Source organism: Faecalibacterium sp. HTF-F, from assembly GCF_023347535.1.
GTDB lineage: Bacteria > Bacillota > Clostridia > Oscillospirales > Ruminococcaceae > Faecalibacterium > Faecalibacterium wellingii.
The window spans coordinates 322,311-342,799 of sequence record NZ_CP094473.1; the positions used below are offsets into that span (position 1 = coordinate 322,311).

Below are 20,489 nucleotides of genomic sequence, written 5' to 3' on the forward strand. Positions count from 1 at the left end.
CGCCCACAGGCAGGCACTTTATTACACTACATTAGTGTAGAACAAACGAAGAAAAAATTCAATAGCATTTTGCGGTTTTCCGACAGCAAAATCAGCCCAGAGTATGCTCAAACACCACTTCGTCCCGGGGAACGGTGCCGGTATCCTGCTCGGCAGGCTTTAAATTGCGGTAGCGCAGTGCCTTGAAGAACTGCTGCACCGGCAGGGCCTTGGCGTGCACGGTGCACCACACACGGCCCTTGCCCTCGCCGCGGGCCAGCCGCTCGCAGGAGAGCACAATGTCCCGGCCCAGTGCCTTGCCGCGGTATTCGGGCTTGAGGTACAGGTGCATCAGATGCAGGGCGGTGTTCTCCATCTTCCACGCAAAGTAGCCGATGGTCTTGCCGCCCAGAACGACCAGAAAATAGTTCACATCGTTGTCGATGTCCGCTTCGATGGCGTCTGCGCTCTGCAGCTCCTCCACAAGAGTGTCCAGCTGCTTTGCGGGATAGTAGCGCTTGTACACCTCGTGCCAGAGCTCGCTGGCAAGGTCGGCGGTGGCGTGGATGTATTTGGCCTTGGCGACCAGCTTGTAATCAGGCTTCATAGTTCTCCTTATACTTTTACGATATAATCCGGCTTGCGGGGGGCGGCGGGCTTGGAATCTGCAGCAGGATAGCCCAGAATGCAGTGGCCGACGCCGACCCAATCACCCTCGATGCCCCACTGCCGGAGCAGGGCCTTGCCCTCGTCGGATTCAAACTCTTCCTTTGCGCGGTTGATCCAGCAGCTGCCCAGCCCCAGCGAGGCTGCGGCCAGCATCAGATTGCCCATGACAAGGCTGCCGTCCTGCACGGCATTCTTGGAACCGGCATCGGCCAGCACCACCAGAATGGTGGGAGCGCCGTACATGGGGTCGGTGTCCTTGCCCATGACAGCGGCGTTCATGCGGGTGAGCTGGGCGCGGGTGGCAGCGTCCTGCACCACCACGATCTTTGCGCTCTGGCGGCCCATGGCACTGGCGGCGTAGGTGCCGGCTTCCAGCACGGCATTCAGCTCTTCGTCGGTGATCTGCTCCGGCTTATAGGCACGGCAGCTGCGGCGGCTCTTAATGGTTTCCAAGGTTTCGTTGGTCATTCCAAATCCCTCCCTAAAAGCGTGTGCCTTTATTGTATCACAAGACGGGCCGGAGTGTAAAGAAATTCCCTGCAGAGACGGTTTTGTTGCGCGTAAACGTTATCGTTGCGGGAATCATGTCAAAATGCACAATAAAACGTAAAAAGATTATGGAAAAGCATCCTTGCTGCCAAAGGACAAATACGTTATAATAGGGCTACCAAACTGGAAAGGAGTCGTGCTCTATGGCAAAGGCATCGCAGGCAGTCATTCTGGAAAATGAATTTTATATCATCAAAGCCCCCAATGGAAAGGTGCTGGAAGTAAAGAACTTCAACACCGAGAATGGCGCGGCCATCCAGCTGTGGAGCTATGCAGGCCATCCGTGGCAGCAGTGGCAGTTCGTGGATGCGGGCGAGGGCCGCTGGCGCATCTGCAACCGCTTTACCGGCAAGATGATGGATCTGGCCCTTGGCGGTGTGGTGGAGGGCACATGGCTGCACCAGTGGGGCCGCACCAGCGGGCTGAGTCAGTGCTGGGCGCTGGAGCCCACCCGCAGCGGGCGCACCCGCATCCGCAATGTGCTGGCGGATAAATACATCGACCTTGTGGGCATGAACACCGCCAACGGCGCACAGGCCCAGATCTGGAACTTTGTGGCCGGCGGCAATCAGGAATGGACGCTGGAACGCATCGACCCGGACGCCGCCCAGAGCGGACGCCGTGCCGAGGAGGCCAAAGACCCGCAGCCCACGCCCAGCCAGCGCAAGCATCAGAACGACCTTGTGCGCAAGCTGAACAATGCGGGCAAGGGAAGAGCAAGCCGGAAGGGACAATGACTTTAAATTGCCGCCGCGTTGCTCTGGCATATTCAGAGGAAAAAGTTATTTTTGGTTTGCACCCCGGCAAAGCCTGCGGGCTTTGCCGGGGTGCTTTTTCACGGGAGGGGCCGCAGCGTAAAACGGCATTTTCCACAAAAACAAGATCAAAAGGAGAACGCAATGAATCTAGGAGCCTTCATGAACCCGGAATTTCCCATTTTCAGCACCACGCTGTGTTATTTGGAACGGGAGGATGCCTACCTGATGCTGCACCGCATCAAAAAGCAGGACGACTACAACCACGACAAATGGATCGGTGTAGGCGGAAAGTTTGAGCGGTTTGAAAGCCCGGAGGACTGTCTGCTGCGGGAAGTGAAGGAGGAGACTGGCCTGACTTTGAAGCGCTTCCGCGCCCGGGGCCTGCTGACCTTTATTTGGGGCAACATGACCGAGTTCATCCATCTGTATACCGCCGACCGCTGGGAAGGCGAAATGGTGCGGGACAGCGCCTGCAGGGAGGGCGTGCTGGAATGGGTGCCGAAGGAGAAGGTGACCGGCCTGCCCATCTGGGAGGGCGACAAGATCTTCTTCCGGCTGCTGAATGAGGACCGGCCTTATTTCTCCCTCAAGCTGGTGTATGAAGGCGATACCCTTACGCAGGCGGTGCTGGACGGGAAACGGATCGTTTGAGCGCTTCCTGTGCAGAGCGTAGTCGTGTGGGTTGGGTTTAATGGCTTTTGAAAAAATGTATCGCCGCTGGGTACGTTCTCTTTTGCGTGCCAAAAGAGAACCAGAAAGGACGGCGGTGCCCGCAGGGCATGAAAGCCCCAGTGGGGCTTTTAAGCCGCAGACCGGTTTGCGCAGCAAATGCCGCGTGTTCAGCGCGGCAAGGTCTCCGCTACTTTCGAGGCGCGGGAGGCACGAATTAAGGGCTGCTCGCCCTTAATAATCTCAAAGCAGATGGGCTCCATACAAAAAATCCAAGTCGCTGCGCTAGAGGATTTTTTGTGTTGCGCCGATTTTGAGTCGCTTACGCGACGAACCGTGTGGGCAAGTTTGTGCTCCATCTGCTGCGCGACAGCTGCAGGCTGACGGTAGCAAAAGGCTGTTCACCGCCCGGCCCCTTATCGTGAAAAGGCAACGCCGGAATGACCGCAGTCATTCCGGCGTTGCTATATATAAAAATATTTTTCCGCTGATATTGCAACGGCGACGACTGCGGCCTGCGGCCAAAGACTTCCCCCGGCCGGGGGAAGATGTCGCATAGCGACAAAAGAGGGAATGCAGGGAGGAGCTGTTGGGGCCGTGGCCAGCAGGATGCAAGGCCCGCTCAAGGGCCGTAGTAGCCGCTGGGTGCCACAACTCGTCCAGAGCGAAGCGGAGACAATTCTAAAAGTTAGTTCAGCTTCAGATCGCCCTCTTTGATCCAGCCCATCTTCCGCTCGATCTCGCAGAAGATCACGCTCAGCACGGCGGGCAGAACAAAGCACAGCAGCACCATTGCAGCCCAGTCCATGGGGGTGATGGCGGTCTTGGCGCCGGAGGCAATGTCGCTGACCCAGCCGGTGTACACGCCGATCTGGCCCACCAGACCGCAGGTGCCCATGCCGGAGGACACGGCGGCACCGTTCATCTCAAAGTGGAACACGCAGGTAGCCAGCGGGCCGGTGATGGCACTGGCCAGCGTGGGTGCGATCCAGATGCGGGGGTTCTTGACGATGTTGCCCATCTGCAGCATGCTGGTGCCAAGGCCCTGACTCACCAGACCGCCCACACCGTTTTCCTTGTAGCTCATCACGGCAAAGCCGATCATCTGGGCGCAGCAGCCTGCCACGGCAGCACCGCCGGCAAGGCCGGTCAGACCCAGCGCGGCGCAGATGGCAGCGGAGGAAATGGGCAGAGTCAGTGCAACGCCCACGATGACGGACACCAGAATGCCCATGACCAGCGGGGCCTGCTCGGTGGCCCACATGATCAGGGTGCCCACCTGACTTGCAGCGGCACCGATGGGGGCGGCGATCAGCATGGAAAGGCCCACGCCGGAAAAAATGGTCACCAGCGGGGTCACGAGGATGTCCACGCGGGTCTCCTTGCTTACGGCCTTGCCCAGCTCGGAAGCCGCGATGGCGATGATGAGCACGGCCAGCGGGCCGCCTGCACCGCCCAGAGCGTTGGCCGAATAGCCCACGGTGATCAGGCTGAACAGCACCAGCGGCGGGCAGTGCAGTGCCCAGCCGATGGCACAGGCCATGGCGGGGCCGCTCATGGCGGTGGCGTAGCCGCCCAGATCCACCAGCACGTCCAGACCGGTCTGCTGGCCCAGCGTCTTGATGATGGTGCCGATCAGCAGGCTGGCAAACAGGCCCTGTGCCATGGCACCCAGCGCCTCAATGAGATAGCGCTGCGGGGTGATGACGATATCCTTGCGTTTTAAGAAATCTTTCACATTTGACATGAGAAACTGCCTTTCTGTTTCAAGATGGTTGATTCAATGCAAAAACTGCATGTCAAGTATAATACCATACACATGTCAAGACAGCAAGATGAAACGCTGATTTTACTGGAAATATCTGCAATTTTTGGCTTTGTGCAATGTTTTTGCCGGTGCAGACGTATCTGTTTTGGAGCATTTTCTGGTACGGGGTCTTGGGCAGCGCAGAGGGCGCACGGCACAGGAGCGGCAATTGACGGAAGCTTGTCTGCGGGTGTATACTGGAACCGTATCCGAAATATGAAATGCTGCTCTCTGCGAGGGCGGCATCCCGATAAATTCAGAAAGTTTGGAGCACAGCATGAAAAAAATGTTCTGGAACAAGTTCAAGGTCCGCAGTGCGGCGGCAGTTCTGGTGGCGGCACTTGCCTTTTCGATGAGCGTACCGCTGGCACTGGCTGCACAGCCGGAGAAAGCGGCAGCGTCTGCCGGGACGGTGCAGGAGGCGGATATGCCCACCCTGCAGCCGGAGACGCCGGAGCTGGCCGCCGAGGACCCGGAGGCACCGCCCGTACAGGCCACAGAAGCCGAAGAAAACAGCACGAATCAGCACACCCCGGAAAACAGCGTTGTACTGACCCCGGAGGAGATCCGTGCCGCACTGGATGCCGGTGCCATGGATGCCGCCGAAGCTCAGTGCATCGACCTGAGCGATGAGAACGGTTTTTTCAGCTGGCTGTTCAATTTCCTGTTTGGCTGGCTGGGCAAAAAAGACGAGACCCAGCCGGAGCCGGCCTACTCCGGCTGGCGCACCTCCGGCGGCAAGACCTACTACTACAGCCAGAGCACCAACAAGCCGGTGACCGGCATCCAGTGCATCGACAATAAACTCTATTATTTCAATGCGGACGGCGTGCTGGAAAAGGGCAAGACCTTCGGCGTGGATGTTTCCAAGTATCAGAAAAATGTGGACTGGGCGAAGATCAAAAAGGCAGGCGTCAGCTTTGTCATCGTCCGCATCGGCTACCGCGGTTATGGTGCGGCCGGTACGCTGGTGCTGGACCCCATGTTTGAGGAACATTTCACCAATGTGAAGAACGCAGGCCTGAAGGTGGGCGTGTACTTCTTCAGTCAGGCCACCACCGAAGCGGAAGCCAAGGAGGAAGCCTTTGCCTGCGCCTATGTGCTGAACGGCCGCAAGCTGGATTACCCCATCTTCTTTGACACCGAGGCGTCCGGCGCTTCCAACGGCTCCGGCCGCGCAGACGGTCTGGGTATGGAGGACCGCACCAAGTGCGCCATCGCCTTCTGTGAGGAGGTCAAGGCACAGGGCTACAAGCCCGGCGTGTACGCCTCTACCCTGTGGTACCGCAAGCGTATCAATCTGAACAGCCTGAAAAAGTATACCATCTGGAACGCACATTATGGCGTTGCCAGCAGCCCCATCGACTGCGCACTGTGGCAGGGCACCTGCACGGCACGTCTGCCCGGCTATAAGGGCGATATGGATGTGAACATCAGCTACATTGGATAAGGGATAAGTGAGGAACCTATGGACCACATTCGCCTGATCGCGTCGGACATGGATGCGACCCTTCTGGACGAACGCAGCCAGCTCCCGCCGGATTTTGCGGAAACGATCCGCGCATTGGCCGGGCAGGGCATTCTGTTTGCCGCTGCCAGCGGCAGACCGCTTTATACGTTGGAGACCATGTTCCCGGAATTGCTGGAGGAGATCATCCTCATTGGCGATAACGGCGGTGCAGCCCGCTGGAAGGGCAAGGATCTGTTTGTGTCCGAAATGCCTGCTGAAGGCTGGCGGCAGCTGGCCCGGAGCACGAAGCAGGCCGGAGATGTGGGCCTTTTGTGCGGACTGCAGGCGGCCTACGCGGAAAAGCGGGATGAAGGATACGATGCCGTGTTCAAGAACTTCTACACCCGGGTGGAGTACGTGGATGACCTGACCGCTGTGGAAGCGGCGGCGGATAAGTTTACCATCTATCTGCCCAACGACGACTCGCAGAAAGCCTTCGACCGGACCTACGGCGCATTCCACACCGGAAATGGCGGTGCATTCTCGGTGGCGGTGGCAGGCAGAAACTGGGTGGACGTGATGAACCCCGGTGTGCACAAGGGCGCAGCACTGGCGAAGGTGGGCGCACTGCTGGGCATTCCGGCCGACAGCATGATGGCCTTTGGCGACACCTACAACGATGCCGAGATGCTCACCACCGCAAAGTACGGCTTCCTGATGGAAAATGGCAGCGAGCCGCTGCGGACGCAGGTGCCGTTTCTGGCACCGTCCCATCGGGAATACGGCGTGATGCAGGTGCTGAAACAGGTGCTCCGCCAGAACGGCGAAGTCTCGCCGGAGGATTTTGTGAAGGCGCATTGAGAAAAATTTGATTTAGAATTGTCTCCGCTTCGCTCTGGACGAGTTGTGGCACCCAGCGGCTACTACGGCCCTTGAGCGGGCCTTGCATCCTGCTGGCCACGGCCCCAACAGCTCCTCCCTGCATTCCCTCTTTTGTCGCTATGCGACATCTTCCCCCGGCCGGGGGAAGTCTTTGGCCGCAGGCCGCAGTCGTCGCCGTTGCAATATCAGCGGAAATATTATTTTATAATTAGTAAATCCGAAAAGCCTGCGGGCTTTTCGGATTTACTTTTTCACGGGAGAGGCCGTGAAGGGAAACTGCATCTTATCAAACTCCTCCAGTCTGCTCCGCAGACAGCCCTCTCACGGAGGGGGCCCTTGGCAAAACCGAAAATCGTTCCTCTTCGCCAGAGGGGCGGTGGGCGTTTTAAATCGTCATAACCTGCCCGGACTCTGAATAAATTGTTCTCAGAGCAATAAACAGGCTGGGGAGGCATGGGGATATGTTTGTAGTTACACTGAGCAAAACGAGCCTGAAAAAACTGGGTCTTGGCGCCATGTGCTGCGCACTGGTGGTGTGCAGCGCTCTTCTGGGCCGGTTCATCAGCCAGCGCACTGTTGCGGTCTCGGCGGCGGTGAACCGGATCGAGAGCGCGCAGGATATCCAGACCTGGTTCACCGGCTATGGTCTGGATGTGGACGGCGCGTCCATCACGGCAGATAAGGTAAAGATCCCCCGCAAATGGGATGACAGCTTTTCGGCCTTCAACGGGGTGGTGCAGCAGAGCGGCATGGATCTTGCTCGCTATAAGGGCAAGACGGTGGAGAAATGGACGGCCCTGATCCCGGCAGCCAGCAGCGGCGAGACCAGCCGCTACGGCGTGCTGCTGGTGTATAAGAAAAAGGCTGTGGGGGCCTATCTGCAGGAACGGCCTTCCGGCGTGGTGGTGGGCCTGAAAGACATGCAGGCCGCCATGGCAGAGGCAGAAGCACAGCAGACCTCCGGCGAGGATTACAGCGGTGACTGGGGCGAGCGCCACGACGAGGAACTGACCGACGAAGCACAGCAGACCTCCGGTGAGCCGGACGCTGCCCCGCAGGCGGTGCCGTATACAGAACTGCCGCTGGATGCGGAAGGCTACCCGGTGGAATGAGCACCGGAATGACCCGCAAAAACCGGGGACAGCTGGAAATGCCTTTGGCTCCTGCTGCAAAGCCAAAGGGCAAAATGCCTAAAATTTGCGCACAAGCGGAAGAAAAAGTGAAATCTGTGCATTTTTGTCGCATTTGTATGTTCAATTGTACCAAAATTTTGCATAAAAAATTAGCAATATAAAATGGTGAAAAATTTCCGACTAGGGTTTATAATAGAAGTATCAACCGTGCCGCAGCTGGGCTGCGTCTGGCGCAGGTGCAGAAGCGCCGCACGGGATCTAAGTAAGGAGAAAATGATTATGAAGGAATTCCAGTATACCGTTAAGGATGCATGCGGCATCCACGCTCGTCCCGCCGGCCTGCTCGTCAAGACCGTCAAGGGCTTTGCCAGCAGCGTCACCCTTGAAAAGGACGGCAAGAGCTGTGATATGCGCAAGCTGATGGCTCTGATGGGCATGGGCGTCAAGCAGGGTGAGACCGTTACCATCAAGGTCGAGGGTGACGATGAGGAAGCTGCAGCTGCAGCTGTCCAGAAGTTCCTGACCGAGAACGTCTGATTCCGCAGTTAACATGAGGAAGGCCCTCGCGGGTGAGCTGCGGGGGCTTTTTTGGACTGTCGGAGCAGTGTGGCCCCGGCACAGATGAAGAAGGAGTAGTGTGCAATGCAGGTAGGCACCGGCAAAAGCGTACTCAATGGCATCGCCATTGGCAAGCTGAAGATCTATAAGAAAAAAGATACCGCTATTTCCACCGCCCCTGTGGCAGATACTGCCGCAGAACTGGAGCGTTTTGAAGCTGCCCGCCAGAAGGCCATTGAGCAGCAGACCGCCCTGTACGAAAAGGCACTGGCAGAAGCCGGCGAGGACATCGCCGAGGTGTTCAACATCCACGCCATGATGCTGGATGACGACGACTTTGTGGACGCCATCAAGGAGATCATCAACGGGCAGAAGATGTGCGCCGAGTACGCCGTCAAGACCGCCGGCAACAATCAGGCTGCGGTGTTTGCCGCCATGGACGACCCGTATCTGCAGGCCCGCAGCGCCGATGTGCTGGACATTGCGCAGGCCATGCTGGACATCCTGCAGGGGGTGGACAATGCCAGCCTGCAGGGTACCGAGCCCAGCATTCTGGTCGCGGAGGATCTGGCCCCGTCTGAGACCGTCCGCATGGATAAGAGCCTGCTGCTGGGCTTTATCACCCGGGAGGGCAGCTCCAACAGCCACACTGCCATTCTGGCCCGCAGCATGAACATCCCCGCCCTGATCCAGTGCAAGGATATTCAGGACGACTGGGACGGCAAGATGGCGGTCATCGATGGCTACAATGCCTGCGTTTACGTTGACCCCACCCCCGACCTGCTCAAGAGCCTGAAGAAGCGCCAGCAGGAAGATCAGAAGAAGCAGGCCCTGCTGCAGGAGCTGAAGGGCAAGCCCAATACCACGCTGGACGGCAAGACCATCAATGTCTTTGCCAACATCGGCGGCATGAGCGATGTGGGCGCTGTGCAGCAGAACGACGCCGGCGGCGTGGGCCTGTTCCGCACCGAGTTCGTCTATCTGAACTGCAAGGACTTCCCCACCGAGGACTACCAGTTCGAGGCCTACAAGCAGGTGGTGGAGAGTCTGGCTCCCCGCAAGGTGGTCGTCCGCACCTGCGACATCGGTGCCGATAAGACCGTTGATTACATGAAGCTGGATCACGAGGATAACCCCGCTCTGGGCTACCGCGCCATCCGCATCTGCCTGACCCGCAGGGACTTCTTCAAGACCCAGCTGCGCGCTCTGCTGCGTGCTTCTGCCTACGGCAACATGAGCATCATGTTCCCCATGATCACCAGCCTGCGGGAGCTGCAGGACGCCAAGGCTGTTCTGGAAGAGTGCCGTGCGGAGCTGACCGCTGAGGGTGTCAAGATGGGTCAGAACATCGAGGTCGGCACCATGATCGAGACCCCCGCCGCTGTGCTGATCGCGGACGAGCTGGCTGCTGAGTGCGACTTCTTCTCCATCGGCACCAACGACCTGACCCAGTACACCTGCGCGCTGGACCGCCAGAACGCAAAGCTGGAGCCGTTCTTCAACCCGCACCATCCCGCTGTGCTGCGCGCCATCAAGATGACCATTGAGGCGGGCCACCGCCACGGCATCTGGGTGGGCATCTGCGGTGAGCTGGGCGCAGACACCGCCCTCACCGAGACCTTCCTGCGCATGGGCGTGGACGAGCTGTCCATGAACGCCAAGAGCATCCTGCCGGTGCGCAAGATCATCCGCAGCGTGGACCTGAGCAAGCCTTCTGAGAAGTAATTCATCCGAGAATCCCGGTTTACCGTTCCCATAAAGCTCCCCGACAGGGCATCCCGCTCTGCCGGGGTCTTTCTATACCGGGCAAAAGTTTACGGAAAATACTTTAAAACGATAAAGCGAAATGCTATACTATAAGCGATAACCGGGTATGCAGGTGTCCAGCGCTGCCCATGGAGGACCGTTATGACTCAGTTTTTGATCCGTCTTTTCATTCGTCAGCCCGACCATGCGCAGGACCCTAAGGTGCGCGCCGCCTATGGCAACCTTGCCTGCTGGGTGGGTATGGCGTGCAACCTGCTGCTGTGTCTGGGCAAGCTGACCGTGGGCACCCTGTTCGGCTCCATTGCCATCATGGCAGATGCCCTGAACAACCTGTCGGACGCCTCGTCCAACGTGGTCAGTCTGGTGGGCTTCAAGCTGGCCGCCAAGGCCCCGGACGCAGAGCACCCCTTTGGCCATGCCCGGTATGAATATCTGGCGGGGCTGGCAGTCAGCGTGACCATTCTCGGCATCGGCTTTTCGCTGCTGAAGGAATCGGTGGTCAAGGTGCTGCACCCCACCCCGGTGATGTTCAGCTGGCTCACGGTGGCAGTGCTGGCGGCGTCCATCCTCGTCAAGCTGTGGATGAGCGGCTTCAATCGCACCATCGGGCGCATCATCGGCTCCGAGACCCTCATTGCCACTGCTGCCGACAGCCGCAACGATGTGTTGAGCACCGGCGCGGTGCTCATTGCCGCAGTGCTGTGCCGCGTGACCGGCTGGGATGTGCTGGACGGTCTGATGGGCGTAGGCGTGGCGGCGTTCATCCTGATCTCCGGCTGGGGCCTTGTGATGGATACGCTCAGCCCGCTGCTGGGCGAAAGCCCCAGCGAGGATCTGGTGGACCACATCGAGCAGAAGGTGCTCTCCTATCCCGGCGTGCTGGGAATGCATGACCTGATGGTGCACGACTACGGCCCGGGACACCAGTTCGCCTCCCTGCATGTGGAGCTGCCCGCCGAGCAGGACCCGCTGGAGGCACACGACCTGATCGACAACATCGAACGGGACTTCTTTAAAAACGACAACCTCATGGTGACCATCCACTACGATCCCATCGTCACCTCGGACGCCGCAGTGGGGGTGCTGCGTGCCCGTCTGACCGAAAAGCTGCGTCAGATGGACCCGGAGCTTTCTCTGCACGATCTGCGCATCGTGCCGGGCAGGACCCACACCAACGTGCTGTTCGATCTGGTGCTGCCGGCAGGCTATGCAGGGGATAAGGTAGAACTGCTGACTCAGCTGGAACAGTTCATCAAGGAACAGGATGCAGCCTACAGCTGCATCATCAAGGTGGAGCAGAGCTATACGGCTGCCCACAAATAAACTCTCAGGGGGAAGTATTATGCTGAATGAGACCTACCGCGCGATGCTCGGCAATAAGAGCGTCATCCGCGAGACCTTCATGTACGGCAAACAGCGTGCCGCAGAGATCGGATATGAGAATGTGTTCGATTACTCGCTGGGCAACCCCAGCGTGCCCTGCCCGAAGGAGTTCACTGCCGCCATGCAGGACCTGCTGGCCAACGAGGAACCGGTAAACCTGCACGGCTACTGCCCCAGTCAGGGCGACCCGGGCTTCCGCACCGATGTGGCAGCGCACCTGACAAAGACCTTTGGCCTGCCCTATGAGCAGAAGCACATCTTCCCCACCACCGGTGCGGCGGGTGCCATCGCCCATGCCATCCGCGCAGTGACCCGGCCCGGCGATGAGGTGCTGACCTTTGCACCCTACTTTCCGGAGTACGGCCCCTATGTGGCGGGCACCGGGGCGGTGCTCAAGGTGGTGCCGCCGCAGGCACCGACCTTCCAGCCCAATCTGGATGCCTTTGAACAGATGCTCACCGAGAAGGTGACGGCGGTGCTCATCAATACCCCCAACAACCCCACCGGTGTGGTCTACTCTGCCGGGACGCTCACCCGCATGGCAGAGATCCTGACCGAAAAGAGCCGGGCATTCGGCCACAACATCTTCCTTGTCAGCGATGAGCCCTACCGGGATATCGCATTTGACGGCAAAAAGGTGCCTTACCCGGCGGCCTTCTACCCCCACACTCTCACCTGCTTCTCCTATTCCAAGAGCCTGAGCCTGCCCGGCGAGCGCCTTGGTTATGTGGCGGTGCGTCCGGGCTGTGAAGGCGAGGACATCCTTGTGGACATGATGGCCCAGATCTCCCGCTTCACCGGCCACAACTGCCCGCCCAGCATCATCCAGCGGGCCGTAAGCCGCTGTCAGGATGTGACCAGCGATCTGAGCGTGTATGAGACCAACATGAACCTGTTGTACGATAAGCTCACCGCGCTGGGCTTTGAGGTGGAGCGTCCCGGCGGCACCTTCTACATTTTCCCGAAGGCGCTGGAAGAGGACGCCAACGCCTTCTGCAGAAAGGCCCGGGAGTTTGACCTGCTGCTGGTGCCCAGCGACAGCTTTGGCGTCAAGGGCTATGTGCGCCTTGCCTACTGCATCGACACCGAGAAGGTACAGCGCAGCCTGCCGGCCCTTGAAAAGCTGGCGGCGGCCTACCGCAAATAAACAAGCCGAACCGCTCCGGCGCGGCGATCGGCTGCGCGGGGCTGAAAACAAACCGCAAGAGAGGAAAGGGAACTCTGCTATGGAAAAGATCAAAATGACCACGCCCCTCGTCGAGATGGACGGCGACGAAATGACCCGCATTCTGTGGAAGATGATCAAGGACGAACTGATCCTTCCGTTTGTGGACCTCAAGACCGAATACTATGATCTGGGCCTGCCCAACCGCGACGCTACCGCAGATAAGGTGACCATGGATGCCGCCCTTGCCAACAAGAAGTACGGCGTTTCGGTCAAGTGTGCCACCATCACCCCCAACGCCCAGCGCATGGACGAGTACAAGCTGCACGAAATGTGGAAGAGCCCCAACGGCACCATCCGCGCGGTGCTGGACGGCACCGTGTTCCGTGCACCCATCATGATCGACAGCATCAAGCCGGTGGTCAAAAACTGGAAAAAGCCCATCACCATTGCCCGCCACGCCTACGGCGATGTGTACAAGTGCACCGAGTTCCGCATCCCGGGCGCCGGCAAGGCTGAACTGGTGTTCACCGGTGCCGATGGCTCTGAGCAGCGTGCCACCGTCTTTGATTTTGAGGGCGCAGGCGTTCTGCAGGGCCAGTACAACAAGGACGATTCCATCCGCAGCTTTGCCCGCAGCTGCTTCAACTACGCACTGGATGTGAAGCAGGACCTGTGGTTCGGCGCAAAGGATACCATCTCCAAGAAGTACGACCACACCTTCAAGGATATCTTCCAGGAGGTGTACGATGCCGAGTATAAGGCAAAGTTCGAGGCTGCAGGCATCACCTACTTCTACAGTCTTATCGACGATATCGTTGCCCGCGTCATTCGCAGCGAGGGCGGCTTTGTCTGGGCCTGCAAGAACTACGACGGCGACGTGATGAGCGATATGGTCTCCACCGCCTTTGGCTCTCTGGCTATGATGACCAGCGTGCTGGTCAGCCCGGACGGCAAGTACGAGTTCGAGGCCGCCCACGGCACTGTCACCCGCCATTACTATAAGTATCTGAAGGGCGAAAAGACCTCCACCAATCCCATGGCTACCATCTTTGCATGGTCCGGCGCGTTCAAGAAGCGCGGTGAACTGGACGGCCTGCCGGAGCTGGTGAAGTTTGGCGAAGCACTGGAAGCTGCCAGCCTGCAGACTCTGAACGACGGCATCATGACGAAAGACCTGTGCGGTCTGGCTGAGGGCATCACCCCCACCGCCGTGGACAGCGAGGGCTTTATCAAGGCCATCCGCACCCGTCTGGAAGCCAAGCTGGCATAATCATCTCTTTGTGACATAAAAAGAAAGACCGGAACTGTAAGTGCGACCTACAGCTCCGGTCTTTTTCGTTAAAATGATGCGAACGAGCCTTGAATGTACCCGACAAAGAATGCAATAAATGTGCTGATGAGAATGCAACTAAGCCACAAAAGGTCTGCGAGAAGCCGTTTGCCGGTCAACTGCTGGATGGCCTTTGAATAATCCAAGGCAAACCACAGCATGGCAGCAGAAAACAGAATGGAGCTCCAATGAAGCCGAAAAGACAGCACCATGCTGAGAAGCACATAATTGATAAGCGTGTAAAAAATACTTCGCAAAAGAAGTTCTGAGAGAGCAGAATACTGCTTTTTCATAAAAGCTCCTTTCTGGATTTATAAATGCAGTGCATCCAATACTTCGTTTACGACCTCCAGCGAAACCTGCCCCGGGGCACTGGCCTGCCCGGGGTTGGCAAAGGTCATGGCAGAGCCGAAAGTCTCCCCAGCCAGACGGCTCACCGCGCCCAGCGCTCCCATGCTCATGGTGATGACCGGTGTTTCCGGATGCCGGTCGGCCATTTCAGCGGTGGCAGCCAGAAGCTCCAGCACGTCGGTGCGGCTCTGGGGCATCACAGCCAGTTTGGGCAGGTCGGCACCGGCCCGCTGCATCTGCAGCATGCGGGAGACAAGCTCCGTGCGAGGAGGTGTTTTATGGAAGTCGTGGCTGGAACACACCACTGCAGCCCCGGCGGTGTGGGCTTCTTCGATCAGCGCAGGAAGCTCTGCGCCCGCAGTGAAAAATTCAATGTCGATCAGATCGGCGCAGTCGGTGGCAAGAACGGTGCGGATAAAATGAAGATACTCTTCGTGAGCCAGAGCGACTTTGCCGCCCTCGGCCTTTGTGCGGAAAGTGAAAAGAAGCAGTTTGTCCTTCAAGACAACGCGAAGCTTTGCAGCGCAGTGCACGATGGACGGAAAGTCTTTTGCACCTTCAAAGCAATCGATGCGCCATTCCACACAATCGGCGCGCAATGTGGAAAACTCGGCGGCCTTTTCCAGAATGGCGGCTTCCGTGGGCTCTATAATAGGAATAATAACTTTGGGGCGGCCCTCACCGATGCAGCAGCCGCGGATGTTGACACAGGACATGGCGCTTCTCCTTTATAGAATAAGTATAGCTACCTTACACAGGATACGGGGATGACTCCATAATACGTTCTGCCCGCCGCCTTGTCAAGAAAACAAGGACTATATATGTATTTATATTTATTATAGAGCAGGCGACTGCCCGCCGCAGCTGCGGCACAGTTTTCCCTGCGGTTTGCTGCTGTTTTGGGGTGAACGCAAAAAAGAATGGAAAAAATCTGTAAAAAAGTGTTGACAAGGAGGCGGGGGTGTGGTATTATACTTGAGCGCCAAGCGCTGAGGCAAAAGAATGACTTCCGAAGCCTTAGCAGGAAGCCCTTGAAAAGAACCAATAGACGCAGAAAATACCAGCTGACACTGAGATGTTTGAAGCGCTCCAAGTTCAGAAAGTTCAAAAGCTTCTAAAAAATAAGGCTTGACAAAAAACCACTTCGGTGGTACAATAAGCAGGTCGTCAGCCGCAAGGCTGAGGCGCACAGGACCTTGAAAATTGAACAATATCGAAAAACTTGTAAGGAACCTTTATGTGTTTGGAAAAACACTTAAAACAATTCCAAAAGTAATTCACACAGGACGCAAGCGATTGCGTGCTGAGCGAACAAGATTTAACACTTTTAAGTGATAAATATCATTTATAAAGAGTTTGATCCTGGCTCAGGACGAACGCTGGCGGCGCGCCTAACACATGCAAGTCGAACGAGCGAGAGAGAGCTTGCTTTCTCGAGCGAGTGGCGAACGGGTGAGTAACGCGTGAGGAACCTGCCTCAAAGAGGGGGACAACAGTTGGAAACGACTGCTAATACCGCATAAGCCCACGGCTCGGCATCGAGCAGAGGGAAAAGGAGTAATCCGCTTTGAGATGGCCTCGCGTCCGATTAGCTAGTTGGTGAGGTAACGGCCCACCAAGGCGACGATCGGTAGCCGGACTGAGAGGTTGAACGGCCACATTGGGACTGAGACACGGCCCAGACTCCTACGGGAGGCAGCAGTGGGGAATATTGCACAATGGGGGAAACCCTGATGCAGCGACGCCGCGTGGAGGAAGAAGGTCTTCGGATTGTAAACTCCTGTTGTTGGGGAAGATAATGACGGTACCCAACAAGGAAGTGACGGCTAACTACGTGCCAGCAGCCGCGGTAAAACGTAGGTCACAAGCGTTGTCCGGAATTACTGGGTGTAAAGGGAGCGCAGGCGGGAAGACAAGTTGGAAGTGAAATCTATGGGCTCAACCCATAAACTGCTTTCAAAACTGTTTTTCTTGAGTAGTGCAGAGGTAGGCGGAATTCCCGGTGTAGCGGTGGAATGCGTAGATATCGGGAGGAACACCAGTGGCGAAGGCGGCCTACTGGGCACCAACTGACGCTGAGGCTCGAAAGTGTGGGTAGCAAACAGGATTAGATACCCTGGTAGTCCACACCGTAAACGATGATTACTAGGTGTTGGAGGATTGACCCCTTCAGTGCCGCAGTTAACACAATAAGTAATCCACCTGGGGAGTACGACCGCAAGGTTGAAACTCAAAGGAATTGACGGGGGCCCGCACAAGCAGTGGAGTATGTGGTTTAATTCGACGCAACGCGAAGAACCTTACCAAGTCTTGACATCCCTTGACGATGCTGGAAACAGTATTTCTCTTCGGAGCAAGGAGACAGGTGGTGCATGGTTGTCGTCAGCTCGTGTCGTGAGATGTTGGGTTAAGTCCCGCAACGAGCGCAACCCTTATGGTCAGTTACTACGCAAGAGGACTCTGGCCAGACTGCCGTTGACAAAACGGAGGAAGGTGGGGATGACGTCAAATCATCATGCCCTTTATGACTTGGGCTACACACGTACTACAATGGCGTTAAACAAAGAGAAGCAAGACCGCGAGGTGGAGCAAAACTCAGAAACAACGTCCCAGTTCGGACTGCAGGCTGCAACTCGCCTGCACGAAGTCGGAATTGCTAGTAATCGTGGATCAGCATGCCACGGTGAATACGTTCCCGGGCCTTGTACACACCGCCCGTCACACCATGAGAGCCGGGGGGACCCGAAGTCGGTAGTCTAACCGCAAGGAGGACGCCGCCGAAGGTAAAACTGGTGATTGGGGTGAAGTCGTAACAAGGTAGCCGTAGGAGAACCTGCGGCTGGATCACCTCCTTTCTAAGGAGTCAGGCGAAAGAGCGACATCAAAGATGACGATCTTTCGGACAGGTAACAAACAAGCAGAGTAGATATTGTTCGATTTTGAGGGCCCTGAAGAGCGAAAGCTTGAAAGAACCTTCAAAGACGTACCTTGAAAACTGAATAATAACTGCGAAACAAAGATTATAGTAAGTTCTTTTTAAGAAATATTACAATTTCAAAAGGAAGGGTAACAATAATCTTCGTTGGCAAGAGAGAATCAAGAGGATACCAAATGTTCCAAGAGAACGTTTGAAAGGTCAAGCGAACAAGGGCGCAGGGCGAATGCCTTGGCACTGGGAGCCGATGAAAGACGTGATAAGCTGCGATAAGCTTCGGGGAGCTGCAAATAAGCATTGATCCGGAGATTTCTGAATGAGGAAACTCACCTGGGTTCATACTCAGGTACGTTATACTGAACTTCAAAATAGGTATATCGAGGGAACCGCCTGAACTGAAACATCTAAGTAGGGCGAGGAAGAGACATCAAACGAGATTCCGTAAGTAGTGGCGAGCGAACGCGGAAGAGGGCAAACCGAGAGTAGAAATACTTTCGGGGTACGGAGCGCATTTAGGACTTAAGTTGTTAACCGAACGGCATGGGAAGGCCGGTCAGAGAGTGTGAAAACCACGTAGGTGAAAACGACAAGAGCCGAGCGAATTCCAGAGTACGGCCAGACACGTGAAACCTGGTCGGAATACGGGGGGACCACCCTCCAACCCTAAATACTACCCAGTGACCGATAGCGTATAGTACTGTGAAGGAAAGGTGAAAAGCACCCCGGGAGGGGAGTGAAAAAGAACCTGAAACCCTGTGCCTACAAGCACCTAGAGCGCGTCAAAGCGTGATAGGGTACTTTTTGTAGAACGGTCCGGCGAGCGATTGTATGCAGCAAGGTTAAGGACTTAAGGTCTGGAGCCGAAGCGAAAGCGAGTTTGAAAAGGGCGTTAAGTTGCATATAATGGGCCCGAAACCGGGTGACCTACCCATGGTCAGGTTGAAGTGGAAGTAAAATTCCATGGAGGACCGAACCGACCTCCGTTGAAAAGGCGGCGGATGAACTGTGGGTAGCGGAGAAATTCCAATCGAACCCGGAGATAGCTGGTTCTCCCCGAAATAGTTTTAGGACTAGCCTCAAGTTAGATACCTGGAGGTAAAGCACTGAATAGCCTAGCGGCCGAGAGGTTAGCGAAGCTTATCAAACTCAGAATGCCAGAGTATTGATGCTTGGGAGTCAGACAGTGTCAGATAAATGTCATTGTCAAAAGGGAAACAGCCCAGATCTACAGCTAAGGTCCCAAAGTCAGGTTAAGTGGAAAACGATGTGAAGATACGCAGACAACCAGGATGTTGGCTCAGAAGCAGCCACTCATTCAAAGAGTGCGTAATAGCTCACTGGTCGAGCGTCTTTGCGCGGAGAATTTAACGGGGCTAAACCTGACACCGAAGCTTAGGCAATACAGCAATGTATTGGGTAGGGGAGCGTTGTATACGCGGTGAAACAGTAGCGTAAGCGGCTGTGGAGTGTATAGAAGTGAGAATGCCGGAATGAGTAGCGCGAATGCAGTGAGAATCTGCATGGCCGAAAGCCTCAGGTTTCTGGAGGAAGGTTCGTCCGCTCCAGGTTAGTCGGGAGCTAAGGTGAGGCCTAACGGCGTAGCCGATGCACAGACGGTAGAGATTCCGTCACCACCAAAAGAGTTAAGCACAGGGACACATATGAAGTCTCGGAGCCGGGTGTTGGTTCCGGTAGCGATCGAGGGAAGTTAGTACCGAAGTCCGGGATGGAAGATGGCGAGAAAAGCTGTGTGTATTTCTGCGGTGCCCGTACCGCAAACCGACACAGGTAGGTAGGAAGAAGATTCTAAGGCCAACGGGAGAAGGGTTGTTAAGGAACTCGGCAAATTGACCCCGTAACTTCGGGAGAAGGGGTGCTGCAGCAATGCAGCCGCAGAGAATCGGCCCAAGCAACTGTTTACCAAAAACACAGGTTTGTGCTAAATCGAAAGATGACGTATACGAGCTGACGCCTGCCCGGTGCTGGAAGGTTAAGAGGAGATGTGCAAGCATTGAATCGAAGCCCCAGTGAACGGCGGCCGTAACTATAACGGTCCTAAGGTAGCGAAATTCCTTGTCAGGTAAGTTCTGACCCGCATGAAAGGCGTAATGATTTGGGCACTGTCTCAACAGCCCGCCCGGCGAAATTGTAGTACCGGTGAAGATGCCGGTTACCCGCGACAAGACGGAAAGACCCCATGGAGCTTTACTGTAGCCTAATATTGGGTTTCGATGTTGCATGCACAGGATAGATGGGACACTGGGAAGCAGGTGCTTTGGCGCTTGTGGAGTGGCCGTTGGGATACCATCCTTGCGATATTGGAATTCTAACCTGCGCCTTTGAATCAAGGCGGGGGACATTGTTAGGTGGGCAGTTTGACTGGGGCGGTCGCCTCCTAAAGAGTAACGGAGGCGTTCAAAGGTTCGCTCAGCTTGAACGGAAATCAAGCAAAAGAGTGCAAACGCAGAAGCGAGCCTAACTGCGAGACTGACGGGTCGAGCAGTAACGAAAGTTGGAGTTAGTGATCCGGTGGTATGTGAGTGGAAATGCCATCGCTCAACGGATAAAAGTTACCCTGGGGATAACAGGCTGATCTCCCCCAAGAGTCCACATCGACGGGGAGGTTTGGCACCTCGATGTCGGCTCATCGCATCCTGGGGCTGTATTCGGTCCCAAGGGTTTGGCTGTTCGCCAATTAAAGCGGTACGCGAGCTGGGTTCAGAACGTCGTGAGACAGTTCGGTCCCTATCTGTCGTGGGCGCAGGATATTTGATGGGAGCTGTTCCTAGTACGAGAGGACCGGAGCGGACGTACCTCTGGCGCACCAGTTGTTCTGCCAAGAGCATAGCTGGGCAACTATGTACGGATCGGATAAACGCTGAAAGCATCTAAGCGTGAAGCCGACCCAAAGATAAGATATCCCATTGTTTCAAACAAGTAAGACCCCTTGAAGACTACAAGGTTGATAGGCACGATGTGTAAGTGGAGCGATCCATTCAGCAAGCGTGTACTAATAGGTCGAGGGCTTGACCACAATTCGCTTGAGACTCTGAGAGTCAACGAAAAAATGCTAGCAGTGATTATTCAGTTTTGAAGGCACG

The 20,489-nt window shown here is 56.3% G+C and carries 16 protein-coding genes and 2 rRNA genes; 13 read left to right on the plus strand and 5 right to left on the minus strand.

Features of this window, described 5'->3' with window-relative positions; translation table 11 throughout:
- Positions 1-91: 91 nt before the first annotated feature.
- Together MTP37_RS01550 and MTP37_RS01555 are read right to left on the minus strand one after the other, a co-directional pair.
- Positions 92-586, minus strand: coding sequence for a GNAT family N-acetyltransferase (locus MTP37_RS01550; RefSeq protein ID WP_249237905.1), 495 nt, complete (start codon positions 584-586; stop codon positions 92-94).
- An 8-nt stretch (positions 587-594) separates the two neighbouring features.
- Positions 595-1,116 (minus strand): nitroreductase family protein, encoded by a 522-nt coding sequence (locus tag MTP37_RS01555; protein ID WP_249237906.1) that lies wholly within the window; start codon positions 1,114-1,116, stop codon positions 595-597.
- 224 nt (positions 1,117-1,340) lie between these two features.
- On the opposite strand from MTP37_RS01555, the gene MTP37_RS01560 reads away from it, so the two are divergent.
- A complete protein-coding gene (locus MTP37_RS01560; RefSeq protein WP_249237907.1) occupies positions 1,341-1,934 on the plus strand; it encodes an RICIN domain-containing protein in 594 nt (197 codons plus the stop codon).
- 162 nt (positions 1,935-2,096) lie between these two features.
- Positions 2,097-2,606, plus strand: coding sequence for an NUDIX hydrolase (locus MTP37_RS01565; protein WP_249237908.1), 510 nt, complete (start codon positions 2,097-2,099; stop codon positions 2,604-2,606).
- 706 nt (positions 2,607-3,312) lie between these two features.
- Here MTP37_RS01565 and MTP37_RS01570 read toward each other — a convergent pair.
- On the minus strand, positions 3,313-4,371 hold the full coding sequence (locus MTP37_RS01570; protein WP_249237909.1) for a PTS transporter subunit IIC: 1,059 nt from the start codon (positions 4,369-4,371) through the stop codon (positions 3,313-3,315).
- A gap of 337 nt (positions 4,372-4,708) precedes the next feature.
- On the opposite strand from MTP37_RS01570, the gene MTP37_RS01575 reads away from it, so the two are divergent.
- From MTP37_RS01575 to MTP37_RS01615, 9 genes are all read left to right on the plus strand, one after another.
- On the plus strand, positions 4,709-5,881 hold the full coding sequence (locus tag MTP37_RS01575) for a glycoside hydrolase family 25 protein (protein ID WP_249237910.1): 1,173 nt from the start codon (positions 4,709-4,711) through the stop codon (positions 5,879-5,881).
- A gap of 18 nt (positions 5,882-5,899) precedes the next feature.
- Complete coding sequence (locus tag MTP37_RS01580; protein WP_249237911.1) at positions 5,900-6,742, plus strand: Cof-type HAD-IIB family hydrolase; 843 nt, start codon at positions 5,900-5,902, stop codon at positions 6,740-6,742.
- A gap of 482 nt (positions 6,743-7,224) precedes the next feature.
- Positions 7,225-7,875 (plus strand): DUF4830 domain-containing protein, encoded by a 651-nt coding sequence (locus tag MTP37_RS01585; RefSeq protein WP_249237912.1) that lies wholly within the window; start codon positions 7,225-7,227, stop codon positions 7,873-7,875.
- Positions 7,876-7,883: 8 nt separating this feature from the next.
- Positions 7,884-8,057 carry a hypothetical protein gene (locus MTP37_RS01590; protein WP_249237913.1) on the plus strand — a complete coding sequence of 58 codons (174 nt, stop codon included), beginning with the start codon at positions 7,884-7,886 and terminating at the stop codon, positions 8,055-8,057.
- 112 nt (positions 8,058-8,169) lie between these two features.
- The gene (locus tag MTP37_RS01595; RefSeq protein WP_249237914.1) at positions 8,170-8,433 is read left to right on the plus strand and encodes an HPr family phosphocarrier protein; all 264 of its coding nucleotides are present in this window, start codon (positions 8,170-8,172) and stop codon (positions 8,431-8,433) included.
- Between the two features lie 105 nt (positions 8,434-8,538).
- Positions 8,539-10,179 carry a phosphoenolpyruvate--protein phosphotransferase gene (ptsP, locus tag MTP37_RS01600; protein WP_249237915.1) on the plus strand — a complete coding sequence of 547 codons (1,641 nt, stop codon included), beginning with the start codon at positions 8,539-8,541 and terminating at the stop codon, positions 10,177-10,179.
- Positions 10,180-10,362: 183 nt separating this feature from the next.
- Positions 10,363-11,544 carry a cation diffusion facilitator family transporter gene (locus MTP37_RS01605; RefSeq protein WP_249237916.1) on the plus strand — a complete coding sequence of 394 codons (1,182 nt, stop codon included), beginning with the start codon at positions 10,363-10,365 and terminating at the stop codon, positions 11,542-11,544.
- Positions 11,545-11,563: 19 nt separating this feature from the next.
- Entirely contained in the window at positions 11,564-12,751 is a 1,188-nt protein-coding gene (locus MTP37_RS01610; protein WP_249237917.1) for a pyridoxal phosphate-dependent aminotransferase, read from the plus strand.
- Positions 12,752-12,830: 79 nt separating this feature from the next.
- Positions 12,831-14,042 (plus strand): NADP-dependent isocitrate dehydrogenase, encoded by a 1,212-nt coding sequence (locus MTP37_RS01615; protein ID WP_005937607.1) that lies wholly within the window; start codon positions 12,831-12,833, stop codon positions 14,040-14,042.
- A gap of 68 nt (positions 14,043-14,110) precedes the next feature.
- On the opposite strand, the gene MTP37_RS01620 is transcribed toward MTP37_RS01615, so the two are convergent.
- Together MTP37_RS01620 and aroD are read right to left on the minus strand one after the other, a co-directional pair.
- Positions 14,111-14,395 (minus strand): hypothetical protein, encoded by a 285-nt coding sequence (locus MTP37_RS01620; protein WP_249237918.1) that lies wholly within the window; start codon positions 14,393-14,395, stop codon positions 14,111-14,113.
- Positions 14,396-14,413: 18 nt separating this feature from the next.
- A complete protein-coding gene (gene aroD, locus MTP37_RS01625; protein ID WP_249237919.1) occupies positions 14,414-15,169 on the minus strand; it encodes a type I 3-dehydroquinate dehydratase in 756 nt (251 codons plus the stop codon).
- A gap of 628 nt (positions 15,170-15,797) precedes the next feature.
- On the opposite strand from aroD, the gene MTP37_RS01630 reads away from it, so the two are divergent.
- Together MTP37_RS01630 and MTP37_RS01635 are read left to right on the plus strand one after the other, a co-directional pair.
- A 16S ribosomal RNA gene (locus MTP37_RS01630) occupies positions 15,798-17,308 on the plus strand.
- A gap of 279 nt (positions 17,309-17,587) precedes the next feature.
- A 23S ribosomal RNA gene (locus tag MTP37_RS01635) occupies positions 17,588-20,422 on the plus strand.
- Together the 16S and 23S rRNA genes form the textbook arrangement of a ribosomal RNA operon.
- Positions 20,423-20,489: the final 67 nt, after the last annotated feature.

Excerpts from the sequence above, each read along its gene's own strand:
- ptsP (WP_249237915.1), top strand. The coding sequence starts at position 8,539 with ATGCAGGTAGGCACCGGCAAAAGCGTACTCAATGGCATCGCCATTGGC.
- MTP37_RS01610 (WP_249237917.1), top strand. The coding sequence starts at position 11,564 with ATGCTGAATGAGACCTACCGCGCGATGCTCGGCAATAAGAGCGTCATC.
- MTP37_RS01605 (WP_249237916.1), top strand. The coding sequence starts at position 10,363 with ATGACTCAGTTTTTGATCCGTCTTTTCATTCGTCAGCCCGACCATGCG.
- MTP37_RS01615 (WP_005937607.1), top strand. The coding sequence starts at position 12,831 with ATGGAAAAGATCAAAATGACCACGCCCCTCGTCGAGATGGACGGCGAC.
- MTP37_RS01620 (WP_249237918.1), bottom strand. The coding sequence starts at position 14,395 with ATGAAAAAGCAGTATTCTGCTCTCTCAGAACTTCTTTTGCGAAGTATT.
- MTP37_RS01585 (WP_249237912.1), top strand. The coding sequence starts at position 7,225 with ATGTTTGTAGTTACACTGAGCAAAACGAGCCTGAAAAAACTGGGTCTT.
- MTP37_RS01555 (WP_249237906.1), bottom strand. The coding sequence starts at position 1,116 with ATGACCAACGAAACCTTGGAAACCATTAAGAGCCGCCGCAGCTGCCGT.
- MTP37_RS01575 (WP_249237910.1), top strand. The coding sequence starts at position 4,709 with ATGAAAAAAATGTTCTGGAACAAGTTCAAGGTCCGCAGTGCGGCGGCA.
- MTP37_RS01570 (WP_249237909.1), bottom strand. The coding sequence starts at position 4,371 with ATGTCAAATGTGAAAGATTTCTTAAAACGCAAGGATATCGTCATCACC.
- MTP37_RS01580 (WP_249237911.1), top strand. The coding sequence starts at position 5,900 with ATGGACCACATTCGCCTGATCGCGTCGGACATGGATGCGACCCTTCTG.
- MTP37_RS01595 (WP_249237914.1), top strand. The coding sequence starts at position 8,170 with ATGATTATGAAGGAATTCCAGTATACCGTTAAGGATGCATGCGGCATC.
- MTP37_RS01565 (WP_249237908.1), top strand. The coding sequence starts at position 2,097 with ATGAATCTAGGAGCCTTCATGAACCCGGAATTTCCCATTTTCAGCACC.
- MTP37_RS01560 (WP_249237907.1), top strand. The coding sequence starts at position 1,341 with ATGGCAAAGGCATCGCAGGCAGTCATTCTGGAAAATGAATTTTATATC.
- MTP37_RS01590 (WP_249237913.1), top strand. The coding sequence starts at position 7,884 with ATGACCCGCAAAAACCGGGGACAGCTGGAAATGCCTTTGGCTCCTGCT.
- aroD (WP_249237919.1), bottom strand. The coding sequence starts at position 15,169 with ATGTCCTGTGTCAACATCCGCGGCTGCTGCATCGGTGAGGGCCGCCCC.
- MTP37_RS01550 (WP_249237905.1), bottom strand. The coding sequence starts at position 586 with ATGAAGCCTGATTACAAGCTGGTCGCCAAGGCCAAATACATCCACGCC.